Below are 20,175 nucleotides of genomic sequence, written 5' to 3'. Positions count from 1 at the left end.
TAGATTTTGCTTAGATTTTTTTGTTTAAATCGGCGTAAAATGTGCAAAAATGATATACTAGTCTCAATAATGACGAGGAGCAATACGATGAGAAAAACGGCTATTTTTGAAGATGTTGTTTCGATTATGACCCAAGATTCGGCAACTAAAAAGGATATTGCCGGTGCGGATCCGACTGGTTTTCGCAAATGTATTTCAGACGATATGAGTGAAAAGGACTTTCTTTATCAGGTTCAGACTTATCTAGCCAGCTTCGGAGTTATCGGCCACGTAGCTTTTCGGGAGAAACATGCTAAGCCAAAAGGTTTTGTTCTACGTTCAACAATCCAAGGACTTTATGTTGAGCAGGCTAATGCAGATACGAATTTGCAGGCGGGCGATCAAATTGTGAAACTGGATGGACAGCATCTAGAAGAGTTTTATAGGATGCACCGAGCGTATTTTACCAGCTCAACACCCGAGCGAAACTATCGTGAGTGGAGCGAGTTGATTTCAAAAGCTGGGCAAGTGACTGTTTTGCGAGCAGGAGCAGAGCAAATCCTTTCAGTTGAACCTAGCCAGAATCCTATAGAGAGCCGATTTGAATGGAAAGAGTTAGAAAAGGGTGTTATTTATCTCCGTTTGGATGACTTTAGGAACGAGAAAGCCATCAACAAACTCTATCAGGAAGCACAAGATACTATCAAGAGGGCTGCTTGTCTGGTGATTGATGTCCGTCAAAATACTGGCGGGATGGACTCGCTGTATTTTCCCCTGCTCCACTATGCTCTTTCTGAGGGGCAAAGCTATTCTGACTTGGACTGGACTGATGAAGGGATGGAAATTCTCTACACAGAGCGGAATGTCGACCTGCGTTTGAAAGATTTTGAAGCCTACGTGCAGCAGGAAGGGATTAACCAGGAGACGAAGGATTTGTTGGAGATAATCATGCAAGACCTGCAGGCCAATCGGGGCAAAGGCTATGTCAAATTTGGAGGCGAGGACAGGGAAATGTTTCCTAATGTGAAAGGAGGAAGCCATCCTGAGAAGATTTTTGTCTTGGCAGATGTCTACTGTGCTTCGTCGGGAGACAATTTTGTCCAGATGATGAAATGGTTTCCTAAGGTGACGGTTCTGGGGCGCCCGACTCTTGGAATACTAGATTATTCCAACTGCTGTCAGGTAGATTATGGTGACTATAGTTTGAACTTTCCAACTTCACGCGCTCTAGCACTTGATAAGGGACAGGGGATGACAGACAAGGGGATCGAACCAGACATCCTGATTCCTTGGACAGTTGAGCATCTGGAGCGGGATGTGGATTTGGAGCGCTGTTTAGAGATGATTCATGACTTTTAGATATCAAAAACGACCTTTTGTTTGGAGGTCGTTTCATGTTTATTCATCAATTCTGATGGCCATCTTTTCCGTATCAACCGTCACCTGAGCACCGATGGTAATGGTAAAGAGTGGCTGAGTATGAGCAAAGTCCAAGTCATAGAGGACAGGGATAGTCTTTAAAATCGGATGCTTGTCCAAGATATAAAGGAGCAGCTCCTCTGTCATCTGGCATTCTTTTGGAAAGCGGCCGATGAGAAGGGCCTGTGGGTTAGGATAGGCCTGTAGGAGGGCTGCTAGATTGCGGTCAAACTCCACATAATCATCTTCCTCCGCCTCTTCAACAAAGAGGACATAGTTTTCATCTGTCGGGGCATAGGGGGTGCCACGTAGGAGTAAGAAGGTGGAGAGATTGCCGCCGATAGCAGTGGCTTGAGATTTTCCATGGTTGTAGACTTTCCACTCTGTCTCATGGAAGGTCAGTGGCGCATCTGGTAGATACCAAGTATTGTCGCCCCATTTTTCACTAGGAGTCAATTCATAAGAAGTCTGGCTGACGGCCTTGAGCCAGCTCTCGCTCTGATAGTCCTGCAGGGCATCCATCTTAAAGCTAGAGTAGGAGGGACCCATATAAGTTTTCATGCCGGTCTTACTATAGATGGCGTTGAGCAAGGCTGTTGTGTCCGAGTAGCCGCAGAAAATCTTAGGATTTCTAGCAATCAATTCAAAGTCCAGATAGGGCAGGAGCTCATTGCAGTTGAAACCGCCAATAGTGGCCAGAATAGCATCAACGGACTCATCTGCGAAGGCAGCATGGATGTCTACTACCCGGCTTTCGATGGAGGCAGAACCTAGCATGTCATTTTCCAGATAATGCTCCGAAAAAACACGGTAAATCCTAGCTTTTCCAAGCGCTCCTTGGCGGCTAGATTGGCCTCAAAGCCACCGATGTGTTCAATTGATGCCGAAGGGCTGACGACCCGAATGTGCATACCAGGTGCGAGTTTTTTCATAGGAACCTCCTTGTGGTAAATTTTATAGAGTATCATAACATAAAGGCTATGGGAAGTAAAGGTGGGGTTAAAGAAAATGACTATAAAAAACGGAACCAATCAGGCTCCGTTCTATCTTTAATAACTAATCTCAATGCTGCCGGTGTTGGTACGGGCTGTCAGCTTGGCTTGAGCCTGTTCATTGGTATGAATGACCCGATCGCCGATAAAGTCCTCTTGGTCGTGGCTCGTCTGCATGTCCTTGGGCACTTCAATGTCACCTAAGTCTGTTTGCAGGTCCAGTGAGATGGCTTTGTAGGTCTCTTCGGTGAGATGGAGAGCGATGGAGCCATTGCCGCTGGACATGTTGATATTGCCCTTGAGGGTCAGTTTATCACTAGTGATACTACCGTTGGAGAGACTGATTTGAGTATCGGTCAGGCTGGTTTGGACTAGCTCGATGCTGCCATTAGCACTTTCAATGTTGCCGCTCTCAATCTGGCTCTGACTGAGTTCGATAGATCCATTGCTGAGATCGGCGTTTAATTGTTGGATAGTCAGGTCATTGATCGATAGGCTGCCGTTAGCTAAATTGGCCTTGACCTGCTCCAAATTCCTTCCCTTAGGTAGGCTTAGAGTGATTTGTTGAGTCCTTTCCAGTTCTCCATTTATCAAGCTCAGTAAGGAGCGCAGGCCGCTGTTAATGTTGATAAAAAATCTGGATTCCATAATGTATAAACTTCCGTTTTCAGCCTTGGTACTGATTTTTTCAGTTGTCTTGCCGTCTCCTTGATAATAGGTCAAGTGAACCTTATCATCAGGTGATTCTTCGATAATAACCGAGCGATTGCTCAGCTCTAGATTTAAGGAATGGATATTGTCATAGGTTTCTTCTTGCTTGGTCATCTTGGTGCTAGCGGCTGAGCTCCTCACCAGATCCTGCAGCCCACCACTGGCTAGCCCTACCAGTATGAGGCCTAGACCCAGCAGACAGGCAGCAATAGCAAAGCTGAATATGTTTTTTCTTAGTTTAGACATGACGGCCTCCTTTCCGTGCTAAGGCTTGGGCGAGTTTGACAAAACTCAGTTTGATAAAGCGAAGGATAGGACCAATGCTGAGATAGAAGAGTCCAGCTAAGCCTAAGGCTAAGAGGGTCATTCCCAAACTGAGGGCAAAAGCAGGAATAGAAGTGACCATGCCGAGAGTCAGGCTGTCCCAAATCAGACTCGCCCCCATGGCAAACATAGCAAAAGCAAAGACGGCCATAACAAAAGCAAAGACACTGATGAGGAGGAAAAAAGTAAAGACCAAGGTCAAAGCCAAAATCAGGAGGGGAATTGCCAGCGGTGCTGCTAAGATGGACAGAACGGCAATCTGGACGATCTGTTTGCTATTTTTGACAGAGCCAGCGTCTTGGCTGTCTTCTTCTACTTTCTTGTCCAGAAGATTGATGATAATCTCGTGAGCAGCTTCTTTGGGACTGCCCAGCTCAGCCATAGCTGCTGCCTCGCCTTCTGGACCGACCTCGTCAAAATACTCAGTAAAGTAGTCCATGGCTTCTTGATAGTCTTTTGCTGGCAACTTTTTCAAATAGTTATCTAGTTGAGCTAGATATTCAGTTCTTGTCATGGCGAACACTCCCTTCAATAATGCCCTTAATCGTGCTGGTATAAAGCTCCCATTCCTTTTTGAGGCTGACCAGTTGTTTCTGACCTGTTGGGGTCAGAGAGTAATATTTTCGTTTTCGACCTTGATATTGCTGAGAGTATGTCTCTAAATACTGACTCTTTTCCAATTTTTTCAGGATAGGATAAAGCGTGGACTCCTTGATATCGGCAATGAGCTTGATGGTCTGGCTAATCTCGTAGCCGTAGGAATCTTCTTTATCTAAAATCGCTAAAATCAGAAATTCTATCAGGGTAGAAGATGTAGGGAAATACATGTACTACCTCCTATATATAAAAATATTATATATAAACTTTCTACATATAGGATAATGCCTTTCAAACTAAAAGTCAAGCAATATATATAAATTTCACATATATGTTTTGAAAAGGATTTCATCCATGAAAAATAAGGGAATCAGCTTTTCTCCTCTTTATTTCCTTACAAGAACTTTACACAATCCACAGCTTTTATATTGAAATCTTTCTCTATAACATGGTAAAATAATCTATGTCTATCTAAAAGAAGATAAGAGTGAATGAAATGATGAAATATAAGACGATTTATAAGTTTGTAGGGCAGACACTGCTATACTTTGTGATTTTTGTCGCCCTGCTTTATTTCTTTAGTTATCTTGGCCAAGGTCAGGGTGGCTTTATCTACAATGAATTTTAATGTAAGAGAGTACTATACACATGTCAAATACAGCAATTACAGATATGATTGAAGCGATTGAGCACTTTGCTCAGACGCAGCCGGATTTTCCTGTCTACAATGTCCTCGGAGAAGTCCATACTTATGGAGACCTAAAGGCTGACTCAGATGCGCTAGCGGAGAAGATTGATAGCTTGGGGCTGGCTCCCAAGTCACCAGTGGTGGTCTACGGTGGTCAGGAATATGAAATGCTGGCTACCTTTGTGGCTCTGACCAAGTCAGGTCATGCCTATATTCCTATTGACAGCCATTCGGCCTTGGAGCGCGTGACTGCTATTGTGGAAGTAGCTGAACCAAGCTTGATTATTGCCATTGCGGATTTTCCGCTGACTGATACAGATGCAGCTATCCTCAGTCTGGATCAGGTTCGAGCAGCTTATGCAGAGAAGACTACTTATGAGATTAGCCATCCAGTCAAGGGCGATGATAATTACTACATCATCTTTACTTCTGGTACGACCGGCAAACCTAAAGGCGTGCAAATCTCCCATGACAACCTGCTCAGCTTTACCAACTGGATGATTACAGACAAGGAATTTGCGACACCGAGCCGTCCGCAAATGCTGGCGCAACCGCCTTATTCTTTCGACTTGTCAGTTATGTACTGGGCACCGACTTTGGCACTGGGAGGCACTCTCTATGCCTTGCCGTCTAGCCTGACTCAGGACTTCAAGCAGCTATTTGAAGCGATTCTCAGCCTGCCTGTAGCAATCTGGACTTCTACACCGTCCTTTGCGGATATGGCCATGCTTTCGGAAGATTTTAATAGCCAAAAGATGCCAGGTATTACGCATTTTTACTTTGATGGAGAGGAGCTGACGGTCAAGACAGCTCAGAAATTGCGGGAGCGTTTCCCTGAGGCTCGTATTATCAATGCCTATGGCCCGACCGAAGCAACGGTGGCTCTGTCTGCAGTTGCCATCACGGATGAGATGCTAGCGACCCTCAAGCGTCTGCCAATTGGCTATACCAAGGCGGATTCACCAACCTTTGTCATCGATGAAAATGGGCAAAAATTGCCGAATGGTCAGCAGGGCGAGATCATTGTCTGCGGACCAGCCGTATCCAAGGGCTACCTCAACAATCCTGAAAAGACAGCTGAAGCCTTCTTTGAATTTGAAGGGCTTCCAGCCTATCATACAGGTGATGTAGGTACGATGACTGATGAAGGTCTCCTACTCTACGGCGGTCGTATGGACTTCCAGATTAAGTTTAACGGCTATCGCATCGAGCTAGAGGATGTGTCTCAAAACCTCAACAAATCCAAGTATATCGAGGCGGCAGTAGCAGTGCCACGTTATAATAAGGACCACAAGGTTCAAAACTTATTGGCCTACGTTATTTTGAAAGACGGTGTTGCAGAGCAATTTGACCGCGAAATCGATATTACCAAGGCTATCAAAGAGGATTTACAGGATATCATGATGTCTTATATGATGCCGTCTAAGTTCCTCTATCGGGAATCTCTGCCCCTAACACCAAACGGCAAGATTGATATCAAGGGGCTGATTAGTGAGGTCAACAAGTCATGATGGATTTCTTGAAACAGCTTCCTCATCTGGAGCCTTACGGAGACCCACAGTATTTCCTTTATCTTATCTTGGCTGTTTTGCCAATTTTTATCGGACTTTTCTTTAAAAAACGCTTCCCAATCTACGAAGCCTTGGTCAGCTTGGCTTTCATCGTTTTGATGTTGACCGGCCCTAGTCTGGCGCAGCTCTATGCCCTGCTCTTTTATGTCGTCTGGCAGACGGTCTGGGTTTATTCTTATAAATTCTACCGCAAAAAGCGGGACAGCAAGTGGATATTTTATTTGCATACAGCACTGGCGGTCTTGCCCCTATTCTGGGTCAAGGTCGAGCCAGCTATCAGTGGCCATCAATCGCTATTTGGCTTTCTGGGAATTTCCTATCTGACCTTCCGTTCAGTTGGTATGATTATTGAGCTGAGGGATGGCATGCTGACTGATTTCAGCCTCTGGGAATTTCTCCGCTTTATGCTCTTTATGCCCACTTTTTCTAGTGGCCCCATTGATCGTTTCAAGCGTTTCAATGAAAATTATCTCCAAATACCAGAGCGTGATGAGCTCTTGGATATGCTGGAGCAGTCGGTCAAGTATATCATGCTGGGCTTTCTCTATAAGTTTGTCCTGGCTCATATCTTTGGCCACATGATTTTAGGGCATGTCAAGACCTATGCCCTCTATACTGGCGGTTTCTTCAATCTAGGAACGCTAGGCGTCATGTATGTCTTTGGTCTGGATCTCTTCTTTGACTTTGCCGGTTATTCGATGTTTGCGGTGGCTATTTCCAATCTTATGGGCATCAAGAGCCCTATCAACTTTGACAAGCCTTTTGTTTCACGCGATTTGAAGGAATTCTGGAATCGCTGGCACATGAGCCTGTCCTTTTGGTTCCGTGACTTTGTCTTTATGCGCCTGGTCATGGTGCTGATGCGCAACAAGGTCTTTAAAAACCGCAACACGACCTCTAGTGTGGCCTATCTGATCAACATGCTGATTATGGGCTTCTGGCATGGTGTGACCTGGTACTATATCGCCTATGGTCTTTTCCACGGTCTGGGCTTGGTGGTCAATGACGCTTGGCTCCGTAAGAAAAAGACCATCAATAAAGAGCGCAAAAGCAAGGGGTTACCAACCCTGCCTGACAACAAGTGGACCCAAGCGCTGGGGGTTGTTATCACCTTCCATGTTGTCATGTTCTCATTCTTGATCTTCTCAGGATTCTTGAATGACCTTTGGTTTAAAAAATAAAATGTAAAACGAGGAAACTATAATGGATGTAAAAGCAGAAGTAATTGAAATTATTGACGAATTATTTATGGAAGATGTGTCAGATATGATGGACGAAGATTTGTTTGATGCTGGCGTTTTGGACAGCATGGGAACGGTGGAGCTGATTGTTGAGCTGGAAAACCGTTTTGACATCCGCGTGCCAGTATCAGAGTTTGGCCGCGATGACTGGAATACAGCCAATAAAATCGTTGAAGGCGTAATGGAGCTTCGTAATGCTTAAACGACTCTGGCTGATTCTAGGGCCGGTCTTCTGCGCCTTGATCATGGTCGCCCTGCTCTTTTTCTTCTATCCGATTGAGAAAAAGCATGATGTGGAAACAGAGAAGCGTTCAGCTGTAACACTGACAGCAGAAACTTTCAAGAGCCGTAGCAAAAAAATGACGGCCCTGACAGATCAAGACACCCGCTTTGTTCCCTTCTTTGGCTCCAGCGAATGGCTGCGCTTTGACAGCATGCATCCAGCTGTTTTGGCTGAGAAGTATGACCGCAATTACCGACCTTATTTTCTGGGGCAGCGGGGGGCCGCTTCGCTCAATCAGTATTTTGGGATGCAGCAGATGGCTTCTGAGCTGGAGAATAAGACAGCGGTTTATGTCGTTTCTCCCCAGTGGTTTACCAAGACAGGCTACGATGCTTCGGCCTTTCAGCAGTATTTCAACAGCGATCAGCTGACTGGTTTTCTCAGTCAGCAGGACGGCGGAGTAGGCTCTCAGTATGCAGCCCAACGGCTCCTGCAGCTCTATCCTAATATTGCCATGGGAGACATTGTTAAGAAAGTATCAGATGGTAGTCAGCTGACTTCTTTTGAGCAACAGTATATCTATACGATGTACCAGTTCTATCAGCGGGAGGATGCCCTTTTCAGCACTCTTGCGGCTGGCAATAATGAGAACTATGAGACTAAAATTTTGCCTCAGCTTTCGCGCCTTCCGGACGAATTTTCTTATGAAGCCTTGGAGAAGGTTGCTACAGCAGACGCTATTAAACGAACTGGCAATAATGATTTGGGTATTGACAATGGTTTTTATAAGAAACGTTTGGCCAGCAAAATCAAGAAATTCAAAGGTTTCCAATCCAAGCAGTCTTATGAAAAATCTCCAGAGTACAATGATTTGCAGCTAGTTTTGGAACAGTTTGCCAAATCTCATACGAATGTTATCTTTGTTATCCCGCCGGTCAACGCCAAATGGATGGCCTACACGGGCTTGAATGCAGACATGTATCAGCGGACGGTCGATAAGATTAAATTCCAGCTGGAAAGTCAGGGCTTTACGCATATTGCCGACTTTTCCAAAGATGGGGACAAGCCATATTTTATGCAGGATACGATCCACATGGGCTGGAATGGCTGGCTGGCCTTCGACAAGGCCGTAGATCCTTTTGTGTCCAACCCTCAACCGGCTCCAAACTATGAGATTAATGAAAAATTCTTCAGCAAGGAGTGGGCCAACTATACGGGTAACTACGAGGAATTTGTCAAATAAGAAACTGCAGCTGGAAGGAGAAAACATGATTCGTTTGGCGGAAATGCAGGATGTCCCAGCAATTTTAGCAATTTTTGATCAGGCTAGGGAGTTCATGCGGACTATGGGGAATCCGAGTCAGTGGCCAGCTTCCTATCCGAATCGTCAGCTGGTGGAGAGAGATATCCAGACTGGAACTTGCTATGTCTGCGAAGAAGCTGGACAAATTGTTGGAACCTTTGCCCTCATCATTGGACCAGACCCTACCTACCAAGAGATTGAAGGCGCTTGGCACTTCACAGAGCCTTATGGTACGATTCACCGTCTTGCTTCTAATGGACAGGTCAAGGGCTTTGCTCATCGGTGTTTTGACTTTTGCTTGCAGCAGATTCCCTACCTCCGCATCGATACGCATGCGGATAACCATCCTATGCAGGCAGCCATTCGCCACTATGGCTTTAGTCAGTGTGGCACGATCTATTTGCCAGATGGCAGCCCTCGGCTTGCCTATGATTATCATCAATGAAAAAATCTGCTCAAGGGCAGATTTTTTTCATTAGATTAAAACATACTTTTCAATAGCTTTTGCGACACCGTGCTGGTTGTTGCTATAGGTCTCTGTCCGAGCGTCCGCTTTTACTTCCTGAGGGGCATTGCCCATGGCAACTCCCAGACCGGCCAGTCGCAGCATCGGAAGATCGTTGAAGTTGTCCCCAATCGTCATGACTTTCTCCAGCGGAATCTGATAGTGGTTAGCCATTTCCAGAAGGGCGTGCTCTTTTGACACCTGTTGATGTGTGACTTCCATGTAGTTATCCTTGGACAGGTAGAAGGATGTATTGGGGAAATCCAAGGTCTGCAAGTAAGCATGCAGTTGCTGGATAACAGCTGCTTCATCAATTAAAAGCAGCTTATGGACTGGAATGAGAGCATCCAGAACGGGTAGCAGAACATTTTGAATAAGAGGATGCTCACCTGTAATCTCAGCTTCAATTTGAACCCATTTGTCCAAACGTTCAGTAATCCAATCTTTACCAGAGTAGAGATTGATGGAAACACTAGGAAACTCGGCCTTGACAAGTTCCAGAAAAGTGTGGATTTCTTTTTTATCCAATGGATGCTCGATAATCGTTTCGTACTGATTTGGATCTCCTTTGATAATCAGGGCACCGTTGTAGCAGGCTAGAGGATTATCACCCAGTCCCAGCTCACGCGCAATTGGCTCCATTCCCAGAGGAGAGCGGGCAGAAGCTAGGACAAAGGGAATGTTTTCTTTTTTCAGCAAGGGAATCTGCTCCCTCAGTTGCGAATCTACTTGGTGCTGGTCATCAAGAATTGTGCCGTCAATGTCGCTGATAATCAAACGAATATGTTGTTTGGTCATGGTCGCTTCCTCCGTAAGCTATAAAATGAAATCTTGTCGAGCTAGTAAATGATGATGACTTTTCCAGCCAGAAGAGCTTCTATCTCAGGGCTGGGTTTTTGATCCGTGATCCAGTAGTCAAAATCACTGATATTTCCTAAAATATAGGTTGCTTCTTTCTTAACTTTGGCCTGCTCGGCCAGCAGAATCTTTGTCTTAGCCTGCTTGAGAGCGAGCTTCTTCAGATAGGCATCTTCTTGGTCTTCAAAGCTAACTTGGCCATTTTTTAGCCCTGCAGCTCCGATGAAGGCCAGATCGAAAGAAATACTTCTGAGCAGCTCGGCTTCATTGAGGGCGTAGTAAAAGCGATTTCTCGGATAGAACTTTCCACCTAAAAGATGGAAAGCAACCTGCTCTTGGTCACTCAGCATGATGGCATTATCCAAAGAATGAGAAAAAATCGTCATTGGTTGCTGAACTTGCTGAGCCAGCTTAAGAACCACCGTTGACACATCAAAGAAATTGACCTGATTGGGTTTGAGAAAGTCCAGAGCCTTCTGAGCGATGGTTTTTTTTTCTTGGTTGAGTTGGCCGACGCGGTCGTTGAAAGAAGGGATTTGCCGACTATTTTCTAAAGGAATAATCCCGCCATGGGTACGCTGAACCAGCTTTCGCTCGCTCAAAATCAAGAAATCGCGGCGAATGGTATCCTTGGAAACCTGAAAATGGTCCACCATGTCCTTGGCTGCCAGCTGTCCTTTGTCCTCCAAAAGTTCCAGTATTTTTGAAAGCCGCTGCTCCTGATACATCTTCTTTATCCTTTCTTCATATTTCTAAGACAATCATAACACACATTTTAAGTTTTTAAAAGTTTTTTTAATGATTTTTAAGTATTTTTATCAAAAATAAGAAAAGTTCTTTTGAAATTATGTTATAATCAAAAAAATCAAGCGGATAAGATGAGGGAAAGATGATTTCAAGTGAATTTCGGAGACTGATGGCAGAAGACACAGTTGCAACTGCCAAGGCTCTTTTAGGCATGCAGTTAATTTTGGACGGCCAAGTTTTGGGACGAATTGTTGAAACAGAAGCTTATCTGGGACAGCAGGACAGTGCCTGTCATTCTGCTGGTGGGCGCCGCTCCCCTAAAAATGAATCCATGTATCTGACTGCCGGCCATTGGTATGTCTATCAGATTCACGGCCATCAGATGCTGAATCTGGTGACTAAGAGTGAAAATATCGCCGAGGCTGTTCTGATTCGAGCTTTGGAATTGCCAGATGGGCGCCTTTTGGCCAATGGTCCGGGGAAGCTGACTAGGTATGCAGGAATTGATAAGCGTTTTGACGGTCAGAGTTTAGGAGGAAGTTTGCAGCTAGACGAGGATTGTAAACCGGTTCAAATCGAAAGTCGGTCGCGGATTGGTGTCACCTGCATAGACGCATGGCGGCAAGAGCCCTTGGGTTTTTATGTTGCGGGCAATCGGCATGTTTCTAAAATTGCTAAGAAAAATTTACTGGCCGACCAAGAAACTTGGCAGCAAAAAACTCCTGATGGAGAATCAGAAGTTTTATAAAATCTTGTCAAATTTTTCTATGTAGAAGACACTCAAGGCCATAATGAGGGTCAGACCAAAGAGAATCAAAATGGCTGGCGTCCAAGAATGGAATAAATCAAAGCTGTAGCCAAAGAGGCTAGGGCCGAAGGCAGCTAGGATGTATCCTCCAGTTTGAGCCAGTCCGGATAGTTGGGCCGTTTGCGCAGGCGTAGAGGTCTTGAGGGAGAAGGTCACCATGAGATAGGGGAAGAGGGCACTGACAGACATGCCAATGAGGAGATTAAGAACTAACCAGTAAGCAAAGGAATCTGTCCGAATCAAGAGCATGGCAATACCAATCAGGCCTGCTGCGGAAACCAAGCTAATCATGACCAGACGTTGACGAGCTTTCAAGCGGGCTGTCAAACTAGGAATTGTCATCGAAAAGGGCAGGCTAATTAGAGAAAATATGGCTGCTAGTAAGCCTGTCGTATCCGTAGAAAGTCCAGCTTGCTGCGCCAAGGTCGGCAACCAAGTCATAGTGGTATAAAAGACCAGTGACTGTAAACCACCAAATAAAATCAAGGCCCAGACTCTTGGATTTTTCAGAAGAGCGCCTAGGTGTTGCTTTTTCTGATGTTTACTGGCCAAGTGATGGCTGTATTTGATATTGGGCAGCCAAACCAAGAGGATTATGAGGCAGATTAGGGTTGATACCCAGATGAGACCTTGCCAGGAACTCATTTGAACGATGGGAACAGCCACAGCAGACAGAATCGTGATCGACAGTCCCATCGATGTGATATAGAGAGTTGTCAAAAGACCGACACGATGCGGCTGATTGGCCTGAATCAAGCTCGGAAGAAGGACGTTTAAGACAGCAATAGCCGCTCCTAAAATAATAGTTCCTGTATAAAGTAAGGGAAGATTAAATACGCGAATCAGCGAGCCTAGAGTTAGCACGAGTAAAACAAGAGCAAACAGTTTTTCCAAGCTCATCTTTTGCGCCAAGCGCGGAGCAAAGACCGAGCAGAGGGCAAACATAATCAGAGGCAGACTGGTCAAGAGACCCATGGAGCTAACTGGAACCTGAAGTCCATCTGCAATGTCCGTCAAAACGACAGGCAAAACAGCAAAAGGTGCCCGCAAGGCAACTCCGATCATGATAATACCTGGAATTAAAAATGGGGAGTGTTCTTTTTTCATAAGTTATCAATCTCCTTTCGTGCGTCAAGGAACGATTATACCACATCTTCCCTGAAAATGATAGGTAAATTGCAGATTAGCTCATCAAGTCCAGAAAATAGTGGGAAATCGTGTCTTCGTCCACCTGCTTTCTTTGCTGCAGCCACCAGCTGACCGTATCCACAAAAGTTGACGTCACATAATTTTTTAGAAAATGCTCTGGTAGATGGCTCTTTTCCTGCAATAATTTCTGCTGAATCATGGGAAAGAGATAGTGTTCCAGCTCAATTTTCAGGCGGTTAATGAAATAAGTATTTTTAGCGAGGAGGAGGGTGGCTATCCGATCCTGATTTTTCCGAAAGTGATGGAAAATATGGGCTGTCGCTTCAAACAAATCCCGACCCTCCGAGCGCTCGATAAAGGTGTGCTGAAAGAGCTCTTGGCAGAGTTCCTCTAGCAGAGCTTCCTTGGTCTCGAAGTGACTATAGAAGGTAGAGCGCCCCACATCTGCCAGGTCAATGATTTCCTGAACGGTGATGCTTTCGTAGCTTTTCTGATTGAGCAGGCTGATAAAGGCTTGGTAAATGGCTGCGCGTGATTTTTTTACTCGTCTATCCATGGAAATTCCGTACAAAAAGAGCTTTTTGTCTGCTAACAGACAAAGGATATGAACTGCCTCTTGTTTCCTTCCTAATAATAGTAGATAATATAATTGAACAGAGTGTTCGGTATTGATTACATTATACCATAAGTATTATTCGTTTAGGAAAATAAATAAGGAGGTTCACATGAAATCCAGTAGAAATATGACAATTGCCTTTCTGTTAAACTTTTCTTTTGCCATTATTGAATTTATCTTTGGCCTTCTCTTTAATTCCAGCGCTGTCTTAGCGGATTCGGTTCATGATACCGGAGATGCTCTGGCTATTGGCCTATCGACTCTTTTTGAAAAAATTTCCACAAAAAAAGAAGACCGAGAGTATACCTTGGGTTATAAACGTTACAGCTTGCTGGGAGCCATGTTGACCTCAGTGATTTTGCTGGTCGGTTCGACCCTGGTTATCGTGGAAAATATTCCGAAATTATTTGCTCCGGAGAAGGTGAATTATGATGGCATGTTGGTTTTGGGGATTGTTGCCATTGTCGTCAATACAGCAGCCAGCAGAGTGGTCAGCCATGGACACAGTCATAATGAATCCATTCTCAGTCTGCATTTCCTTGAGGATATTTTGGGCTGGATAGCAGTTATCATAGTTTCCCTCATCTTGCGCTTCACCGACTGGTACTTCCTAGATCCGCTGCTTTCTCTCTTTATCGCAGGCTTTATTCTCAGTCAGGCCCTGCCAAAATTCTGGGAAAATATCCAGATTTTCCTAGACCATGTACCCAGCGATGTGGATCTCAGTCAGCTTTATCAGGAAATAGCAGCATTGGAAAATGTGAGAGCCATTACCCAGCTCAATGTTTGGACGACAGATGGCTTAGAAAAATTTGCCATGCTCCATATCTGTCTGGAAAATCCAAATTTGCTGGCTGAGACGCAGGATACCCTGCGCCGGAAGCTACACACTTACGGCATTGCCAAAGTAACCATTCAGACTGATGAAAGCTTGCAGGAACACCAAGAATGCTGTGTCGGAAGAGAATAGTTTAGAGCCCCAGAGGAATTCTGGGGTTTTTGTTTACGGAAATTAAAAAAATTTTCCAAAATAGCACATAAATTCTTGCCTTTTGTGGTCGGATGTGATATATTTATAACATAAAGGATGTGAGATATTTCTAACACCAAAATAGTGAAATGACTAAAAAAGGATGTCAGAAGATAAATCATCTCTCAAAAAATTTATTACTTTTCTATTTTTTACGTCTTTCTAGCTGATGAAAGGAGTTTGTCATGAAAAAAAGTCAAAAAACAGGTGGCCTCATTGCGATGATTGCCACTGCTCTATTTATTGATTTTAATATTTTCTTTGGTCCCAGCAATCTTAGTTGGACAGCCAAGTGGGTTATTATCGGTCTGGTAGGCCTAGCTCAGCTCGTAGCTATTTGGAGCTGGCTACGCATAAAACCGTGGCCGCATAACCATCAGAAAGACAAGGAAAAGACGAGTTTTGACTTGTCTGCCAAACTATACGTTATGCTCTTGTTTGCAGCCTTCTTAATTTATACAGTAGGGATTTGGATTGTGACTCCAAGCGGAGAATCCGGCATTAAGGAGTGGATTTTGGGAATTGGCCTCGTTATTGAAGCGATTGTATTTTGTTTTTTCTCTTTGAAAAATGTCAAAGAGCAGCCAGATGAACGCTTCTATGCCAATCTAGCTAAGGCAGCTAGTTTGATGTTTGTCTTGATTCTTGGTGCCCTGATGATTCTGGCAGTTATCATTGGCTATACGGGTTCTCTCACTCTTTACATGGGTCAGGTATTTATTGGTATAGCTGCTTTGCTCTTCATCTTTGCAGTTGTCTATCTTATCTTTGAAAGGAGAGGATAGACATGGCCAAGGAGAGTAAGATTATCACCAATCTCAAATCTGTCCGCGAATCCATTGGTATGACCCAGCAGGAGTTGGCTGATCGCATTGGCATACGACGCGAGACGATTCTGCATCTGGAAAATAACCGTTACAATCCCTCGTTGGAGATGGCCCTCAAAATTGCTCAGGTTTTTAATTTGCAGGTGGAAGAACTTTTCCAACTAAAAGAAAAAGGAGAAAAATCATGAAACAACTGATTTGCCCTCACTGTGGTTCAGAGAAATTTATCACTTGCCAACAGCCTAAAGGCTATGCTGGCATCACTTCCGTAGATAAAAAGATTACTTTTAATGGACAAACCCTTTATCACGACATTTGCAAACACTGCGGTACTGTAGTGCGAAGCTATGTGAAAGATGTAGAGAAATTGTCTTAAAGAGAAATCAGGGACTTGAAATAAATTAACATTGAATATAAATGAAGTGCTAGAAATTTGGTTACTCCTATGCAAGGTGAAATAACCTTGACCCGAAACCAGACTCATTTTAATCAGTTAAAATTCAGTTTATTTCATCGAAAATAAAAGAAAAGCCTTTGAAATCAACATTTCAAAGGTTTTCTTGATGTCAATGATTTCATTTTTCTCCTATCTATTTCTATGAAAGACTTGAAGTAAGTAGAAAAATATCTTAAAAATGGTATAATATGAGCGACTATTTACAGAGAATAAAATTTATAGAGGTGTTCCATTGGAAAATTGTGTTTATATCATTTCAGGTCCTCCAGGCGTTGGAAAAAGTACGGTCAGCAAAGAATTAGCTTACTCTTTTGACAAAAGTGCGGTAATAGAAGGTGATATGATTTATTTGATGATTAAAGGCGGATTAGTAGCACCCTGGGAAGATGATGGCTATTATATGGATTTATTCTGGGATAATATCATCAGTCTGACTAATAATTTCATCGACAGAGACATCACAGTCGTTATAGAATATGTCATATTTGAGGAACAACTGAAGAAAATCGCGGAGTTCTTAAAGGCAAGACAGATAAACTTAAAATACTGTGTCTTGCTAGCAGAAGAGCAAACGCTTAGAGACCGAGATTCTTCTAGAGAAGAAATTGAAAGAACAGGTGATTTATCAATCCAGTCAAGAAATGAGTTCTTAGCTAAAAATATTGAGGAAAATCATTTGCTGTATACAGATGATTTGGACATCAAAGAAACAGCACATATCATAAAAACTTCGGATAGATTTTTAGTTGATTAAAATTGAGCTTGATAGCTGGAAATTAGAAAGTAAAGAGATAAGACAGGTTTACAAGTTGGCAAGTAGATTGATTGTCTGACAAATTTGAATTTATTAAGGTGTGCATATGGGAGAAAAAAGACCTGATTTTGGAGATATAAAATCATTTGAAGAATTTAATAGATACTATTGGTATCGAGAAGAACTTTCACAAATTTGTAAGTCCCTTGGATTAGAGTATAGATGTACGAAGCAAGAATTGAACTATATTATCGAACAATATTTTAGGGGAAATAAAGTAGAAAAATTTTTGAGTAAAGGAAACAAAAGTCAAGTCGAAGTGATAACCTTGGAGACTCCGTTACTTAACTGTGGTTTTTCTTTTAACCAAAAATTTCGAGATTATTTTTCAGCTGTAACAGGCATTAGCCCCTTTAAATTTAGCGCTGATATGGCAACGGCTTGGCGAAAAGTAAAAAGGGATAAAGATATAACATTCACTATTCAAGATATGATTAAAATATATTATGGTGAGTCAGATTATGCTAAGTATGATAGTTCGGCTTGCCAATGGAATCAGTTTCTAAAAGACTTTTGTTTAGATGAATTGAGCGATTGTTATTCTAATAAGTTAAAAGTTGCAGCTATTCTCTGGAAAGAAGTTAGAAACTCGACACATGAAAAAGTTTACTCACGGGAACTTTTAAAAAAGTATGAATCTAAACTAGAGGAATACCGTAAGTAAATAGGTTCCAGCTTGTCGAGCTGAATAAAGCTGTATACATTAATTTATATACTATTTTATTATAACACAATAATAAAATAGATGTTGGAGCAAGCATAGAAAAAAGAGGAGCCTCGTAATGAAGTTCCTCTTACTTTTTATTGTCCGAATCAATATTCTCATTTTAAATAAAGGTAGTGAAAAAGGTAGTGATTCGATTGATTTATATTGCGATGTACTGAATTCAAGAAAAAGAAAAAACGCTTGAAATCAGCGTTTTCCTTCTGTATTGATTCGTAGTGAACCCTTACTTAACCTCTGTAAACACAACGTGTTTGCGAAGTTTTGGTGAGTATTTCTTCAATTGAAGACGATCTGGAGTGTTACGTTTGTTTTTAGAAGTAAGGTACAAGCGTTCACCAGATGCTTTGTGTTCAAGTGTGATATTTACGCGCATGATAACTCCCTTCTATTATTCTGCTGCAGCAGCTTTAGCGATCTTACGTCCTTTGTAGTATCCTTTGAGGGATACACGGTGAGAACGTGAGTAATCTCCAGTAGTTTCGTCAAAGTTTACAGATGGAGCTGTTACTTTGTAGTGTGTACGACGTTTGTTTTTCTTCGCTTTTGAGGTGCGACGTGCAGGTACTGCCATTTTAGTTTCTCCTTTTAGAATGTAATTCGATGCAATCTCATGATTTTCATCAACTTTAACAGTATATCAAATCTTTTTTGTAAAGTAAAGTTACTTGACAATTTTTTTTGATTTTCTTTTTGGGAATGGCAGAGCTAGTTGCTAAAGGGTTGTTGCTTAGCAGATAAGGCTGGCACACCTAGTTCTTGTTTTTCAAAAATTCTGAAAATTTAAAAATTTCCCTCTGTAAAAGTGGGTGAAAGTGTGCTATAATAAGGGTTACAAGAAATAGAGCAAGGAAAGGGAAAGACATGACAGATAAGGTAGATACACGCCACAGAAGCAAGATTTATGACAGTATGGTCAAATCTCCCAACCGTGCCATGCTGCGGGCGACGGGGATGACGGATAAGGACTTTGAGACTCCGATTGTCGGGGTGATTTCGACTTGGGCGGAAAATACACCTTGTAACATTCACCTGCATGATTTTGGGAAACTGGCCAAGGAAGGAGTGAAGGAACAAGGTGCTTGGCCGGTTCAGTTCGGTACGATTACGGTTGCGGACGGGATTGCCATGGGAACACCGGGCATGCGCTTCTCTCTGACTTCACGCGACATCATCGCAGACTCCATCGAAGCTGCCATGGGCGGACACAATGTGGATGCCTTCGTCACTATCGGGGGCTGTGATAAGAATATGCCTGGTTCCATGATTGCCATCGCTAACATGGATATCCCAGCTATTTTCGCTTACGGAGGAACCATTGCACCGGGAAATCTTGACGGGAAGGACATCGACTTGGTTTCCGTCTTTGAAGGAATCGGGAAGTGGAATCATGGCGATTTGACCGCTGATGAAGTGCGCCGCATTGAGTGTAACGCTTGCCCTGGACCTGGCGGCTGTGGCGGTATGTACACGGCTAATACTATGGCGACAGCCATTGAAGTCCTTGGTATGAGCTTGCCGGGGTCCTCTTCTCACCCAGCAGAGTCCCAAGATAAGAAAGACGATATCGTGGAAGCTGGCCGAGCAGTTGTTCGGATGTTGGAAATGGGGCTCAAACCTTCTGACATTTTGACCCGCGAAGCTTTTGAAGATGCCATTACAGTGACCATGGCTCTAGGGGGCTCTACCAATGCTACTCTTCACTTATTAGCCATTGCCCATGCGGCCAATGTGGAGCTAACGCTGGATGATTTCAATGTCATTCAGGAGCGTGTGCCGCATTTGGCGGATCTGAAACCATCTGGTCAGTATGTCTTCCAAGACCTATACAATGTCGGTGGTGTGCCTGCCGTTATGAAATATCTCTTGGCTAATGGCTTCTTGCACGGTGATCGCATCACTTGTACAGGTAAGACGGTGGCGGAAAATCTGGCGGAATTTGCTGATCTGACACCAGGTCAAAAGGTCATTATGCCGCTTGAAAATCCTAAGCGTGCAGACGGTCCGCTTATCATCTTGCATGGTAATCTGGCTCCAGATGGTGCTGTTGCTAAGGTTTCTGGTGTTAAAGTACGCCGTCACGTTGGACCAGCCAAGGTCTTTGACTCAGAAGAGGCTGCTATTGATGCAGTGCTGGCCGATGAAGTAGTAGATGGTGATGTTGTCGTGGTTCGTTATGTTGGACCAAAGGGTGGTCCTGGTATGCCAGAAATGCTGTCACTTTCTTCTATCATCGTAGGGAAAGGTCAAGGGGACAAGGTGGCTCTTCTGACAGATGGCCGCTTCTCAGGTGGTACTTACGGTTTGGTTGTTGGGCATATTGCTCCGGAAGCTCAGGATGGCGGGCCGATTGCTTACCTTCGCACTGGCGATATGGTCACGGTTGACCAAGACACCAAGGAAATTTCCATGGCAGTCTCTGATGAAGAGCTGGCGAAACGTAAGGCAGAAACGACTATTCCACCGCTTTATAGTCGCGGGGTACTTGGTAAATATGCTCACATGGTTTCCTCTGCCGCTAAAGGTGCTGTTACTGACTTCTGGAAACCAGAAGAAACCGGCAAGAAATAGCCTATATATGAAAAAAAGAAG

24 protein-coding genes and 2 pseudogenes are annotated in these 20,175 nt (G+C 43.6%); 16 read left to right on the top strand and 10 right to left on the bottom strand.

What is annotated here, in order from left to right:
• The first annotated feature begins 87 nt into the window (after nt 1–87).
• Nucleotides 88–1,338, top strand: a complete 1,251-nt coding sequence (locus STRDD04_RS08705; protein WP_062201574.1) for a S41 family peptidase — start codon at nt 88–90, stop codon at nt 1,336–1,338.
• 39 nt (nt 1,339–1,377) lie between these two features.
• On the opposite strand, the pseudogene STRDD04_RS08700 reads toward STRDD04_RS08705, so the two are convergent.
• The 4 genes and pseudogenes from STRDD04_RS08700 to STRDD04_RS08685 form a co-directional block, all read right to left on the bottom strand.
• Nucleotides 1,378–2,330 (bottom strand): annotated as a pseudogene (locus STRDD04_RS08700) (S66 family peptidase).
• A gap of 117 nt (nt 2,331–2,447) precedes the next feature.
• Nucleotides 2,448–3,347 carry a DUF4097 family beta strand repeat-containing protein gene (locus tag STRDD04_RS08695; RefSeq protein WP_062201572.1) on the bottom strand — a complete coding sequence of 300 codons (900 nt, stop codon included), beginning with the start codon at nt 3,345–3,347 and terminating at the stop codon, nt 2,448–2,450.
• A complete protein-coding gene (locus STRDD04_RS08690) occupies nt 3,340–3,939 on the bottom strand; it encodes a DUF1700 domain-containing protein (RefSeq protein ID WP_062201570.1) in 600 nt (199 codons plus the stop codon). Before STRDD04_RS08690 ends, STRDD04_RS08695 begins: the two co-directional genes overlap by 8 nt.
• Entirely contained in the window at nt 3,926–4,252 is a 327-nt protein-coding gene (locus tag STRDD04_RS08685; RefSeq protein WP_062201569.1) for a PadR family transcriptional regulator, read from the bottom strand. Before STRDD04_RS08685 ends, STRDD04_RS08690 begins: the two co-directional genes overlap by 14 nt.
• A gap of 266 nt (nt 4,253–4,518) precedes the next feature.
• Here STRDD04_RS08685 and STRDD04_RS08680 point away from each other — a divergent pair, with 266 nt between their 5' ends.
• From STRDD04_RS08680 to STRDD04_RS08655, 6 genes are read left to right on the top strand one after another with little or no spacing between them, the layout of a single operon-like run.
• Nucleotides 4,519–4,650 (top strand): teichoic acid D-Ala incorporation-associated protein DltX, encoded by a 132-nt coding sequence (locus STRDD04_RS08680; protein ID WP_062201566.1) that lies wholly within the window; start codon nt 4,519–4,521, stop codon nt 4,648–4,650.
• Nucleotides 4,651–4,670: 20 nt separating this feature from the next.
• Nucleotides 4,671–6,221 (top strand): D-alanine--poly(phosphoribitol) ligase subunit DltA, encoded by a 1,551-nt coding sequence (gene dltA, locus STRDD04_RS08675; protein ID WP_062201564.1) that lies wholly within the window; start codon nt 4,671–4,673, stop codon nt 6,219–6,221.
• The gene (gene dltB / locus STRDD04_RS08670; protein WP_062201563.1) at nt 6,218–7,462 is read left to right on the top strand and encodes a D-alanyl-lipoteichoic acid biosynthesis protein DltB; all 1,245 of its coding nucleotides are present in this window, start codon (nt 6,218–6,220) and stop codon (nt 7,460–7,462) included. The genes dltA and dltB overlap by 4 nt, the downstream gene beginning before the upstream one ends.
• A 22-nt stretch (nt 7,463–7,484) precedes the next feature.
• Nucleotides 7,485–7,724, top strand: a complete 240-nt coding sequence (gene dltC / locus STRDD04_RS08665; RefSeq protein ID WP_062201561.1) for a D-alanine--poly(phosphoribitol) ligase subunit DltC — start codon at nt 7,485–7,487, stop codon at nt 7,722–7,724.
• Nucleotides 7,717–8,988: a D-alanyl-lipoteichoic acid biosynthesis protein DltD gene (gene dltD / locus STRDD04_RS08660; protein ID WP_062201559.1), complete on the top strand. Its 1,272-nt coding sequence runs from the start codon at nt 7,717–7,719 to the stop codon at nt 8,986–8,988. The genes dltC and dltD overlap by 8 nt, the downstream gene beginning before the upstream one ends.
• A 25-nt stretch (nt 8,989–9,013) precedes the next feature.
• Nucleotides 9,014–9,493, top strand: coding sequence for a GNAT family N-acetyltransferase (locus STRDD04_RS08655; RefSeq protein WP_062201668.1), 480 nt, complete (start codon nt 9,014–9,016; stop codon nt 9,491–9,493).
• A gap of 30 nt (nt 9,494–9,523) precedes the next feature.
• Here STRDD04_RS08655 and STRDD04_RS08650 read toward each other — a convergent pair whose 3' ends face one another.
• The gene (locus tag STRDD04_RS08650) at nt 9,524–10,351 is read right to left on the bottom strand and encodes a Cof-type HAD-IIB family hydrolase (RefSeq protein ID WP_062201556.1); all 828 of its coding nucleotides are present in this window, start codon (nt 10,349–10,351) and stop codon (nt 9,524–9,526) included.
• A gap of 41 nt (nt 10,352–10,392) precedes the next feature.
• Entirely contained in the window at nt 10,393–11,139 is a 747-nt protein-coding gene (locus STRDD04_RS08645; RefSeq protein ID WP_062201554.1) for a DeoR/GlpR family DNA-binding transcription regulator, read from the bottom strand.
• Nucleotides 11,140–11,300: 161 nt separating this feature from the next.
• Here STRDD04_RS08645 and STRDD04_RS08640 point away from each other — a divergent pair, with 161 nt between their 5' ends.
• Nucleotides 11,301–11,906, top strand: a complete 606-nt coding sequence (locus STRDD04_RS08640; protein WP_062201552.1) for a DNA-3-methyladenine glycosylase — start codon at nt 11,301–11,303, stop codon at nt 11,904–11,906.
• On the opposite strand, the gene STRDD04_RS08635 is transcribed toward STRDD04_RS08640, so the two are convergent.
• Both STRDD04_RS08635 and STRDD04_RS08630 read right to left on the bottom strand, forming a co-directional pair.
• Nucleotides 11,901–13,073 (bottom strand): CynX/NimT family MFS transporter, encoded by a 1,173-nt coding sequence (locus STRDD04_RS08635; protein ID WP_062201550.1) that lies wholly within the window; start codon nt 13,071–13,073, stop codon nt 11,901–11,903. The two genes, STRDD04_RS08640 and STRDD04_RS08635, sit on opposite strands and share 6 nt — an antisense overlap.
• Nucleotides 13,074–13,149: 76 nt before the next feature.
• On the bottom strand, nt 13,150–13,671 hold the full coding sequence (locus STRDD04_RS08630; RefSeq protein ID WP_062201548.1) for a TetR/AcrR family transcriptional regulator: 522 nt from the start codon (nt 13,669–13,671) through the stop codon (nt 13,150–13,152).
• A 169-nt stretch (nt 13,672–13,840) separates the two neighbouring features.
• On the opposite strand from STRDD04_RS08630, the gene STRDD04_RS08625 reads away from it, so the two are divergent.
• The 7 genes and pseudogenes from STRDD04_RS08625 (at nt 13,841) to STRDD04_RS08600 (ending at nt 17,523) form a co-directional block, all read left to right on the top strand.
• Nucleotides 13,841–14,701 (top strand): cation diffusion facilitator family transporter, encoded by an 861-nt coding sequence (locus tag STRDD04_RS08625; RefSeq protein ID WP_062201547.1) that lies wholly within the window; start codon nt 13,841–13,843, stop codon nt 14,699–14,701.
• A gap of 245 nt (nt 14,702–14,946) precedes the next feature.
• Nucleotides 14,947–15,546, top strand: a complete 600-nt coding sequence (locus STRDD04_RS08620) for a hypothetical protein (RefSeq protein ID WP_062201545.1) — start codon at nt 14,947–14,949, stop codon at nt 15,544–15,546.
• Between the two features lie 2 nt (nt 15,547–15,548).
• On the top strand, nt 15,549–15,776 hold the full coding sequence (locus STRDD04_RS08615) for a helix-turn-helix transcriptional regulator (RefSeq protein WP_062201543.1): 228 nt from the start codon (nt 15,549–15,551) through the stop codon (nt 15,774–15,776).
• On the top strand, nt 15,773–15,964 hold the full coding sequence (locus STRDD04_RS08610) for a hypothetical protein (RefSeq protein ID WP_062201541.1): 192 nt from the start codon (nt 15,773–15,775) through the stop codon (nt 15,962–15,964). The genes STRDD04_RS08615 and STRDD04_RS08610 overlap by 4 nt, the downstream gene beginning before the upstream one ends.
• Before the next feature lie 313 nt (nt 15,965–16,277).
• Entirely contained in the window at nt 16,278–16,799 is a 522-nt protein-coding gene (locus tag STRDD04_RS08605; RefSeq protein ID WP_062201539.1) for an AAA family ATPase, read from the top strand.
• Nucleotides 16,792–16,878 (top strand): annotated as a pseudogene (locus STRDD04_RS11040) (phosphomethylpyrimidine kinase); the annotation flags it as partial. The gene STRDD04_RS08605 and the pseudogene STRDD04_RS11040, both read left to right, overlap by 8 nt.
• 27 nt (nt 16,879–16,905) lie before the next feature.
• Nucleotides 16,906–17,523: an SAP domain-containing protein gene (locus tag STRDD04_RS08600; protein ID WP_062201537.1), complete on the top strand. Its 618-nt coding sequence runs from the start codon at nt 16,906–16,908 to the stop codon at nt 17,521–17,523.
• Between the two features lie 286 nt (nt 17,524–17,809).
• Here the strand turns inward: STRDD04_RS08600 and rpmG are convergent, their stop codons facing one another.
• Both rpmG and rpmF read right to left on the bottom strand, forming a co-directional pair.
• On the bottom strand, nt 17,810–17,959 hold the full coding sequence (rpmG, locus tag STRDD04_RS10700) for a 50S ribosomal protein L33 (protein ID WP_003026692.1): 150 nt from the start codon (nt 17,957–17,959) through the stop codon (nt 17,810–17,812).
• A 15-nt stretch (nt 17,960–17,974) separates the two neighbouring features.
• Nucleotides 17,975–18,157 (bottom strand): 50S ribosomal protein L32, encoded by a 183-nt coding sequence (gene rpmF, locus STRDD04_RS08595; protein ID WP_000290416.1) that lies wholly within the window; start codon nt 18,155–18,157, stop codon nt 17,975–17,977.
• 290 nt (nt 18,158–18,447) lie between these two features.
• On the opposite strand from rpmF, the gene ilvD reads away from it, so the two are divergent.
• Entirely contained in the window at nt 18,448–20,154 is a 1,707-nt protein-coding gene (gene ilvD, locus STRDD04_RS08590; RefSeq protein ID WP_062201535.1) for a dihydroxy-acid dehydratase, read from the top strand.
• The last annotated feature ends 21 nt before the right edge of the window (nt 20,155–20,175 follow it).

This window comes from Streptococcus sp. DD04 (assembly GCF_001578725.1).
Taxonomy (GTDB): Bacteria; Bacillota; Bacilli; order Lactobacillales; family Streptococcaceae; genus Streptococcus; species Streptococcus sinensis.
This window is presented reverse-complemented; position numbering and strand designations above follow the sequence as displayed.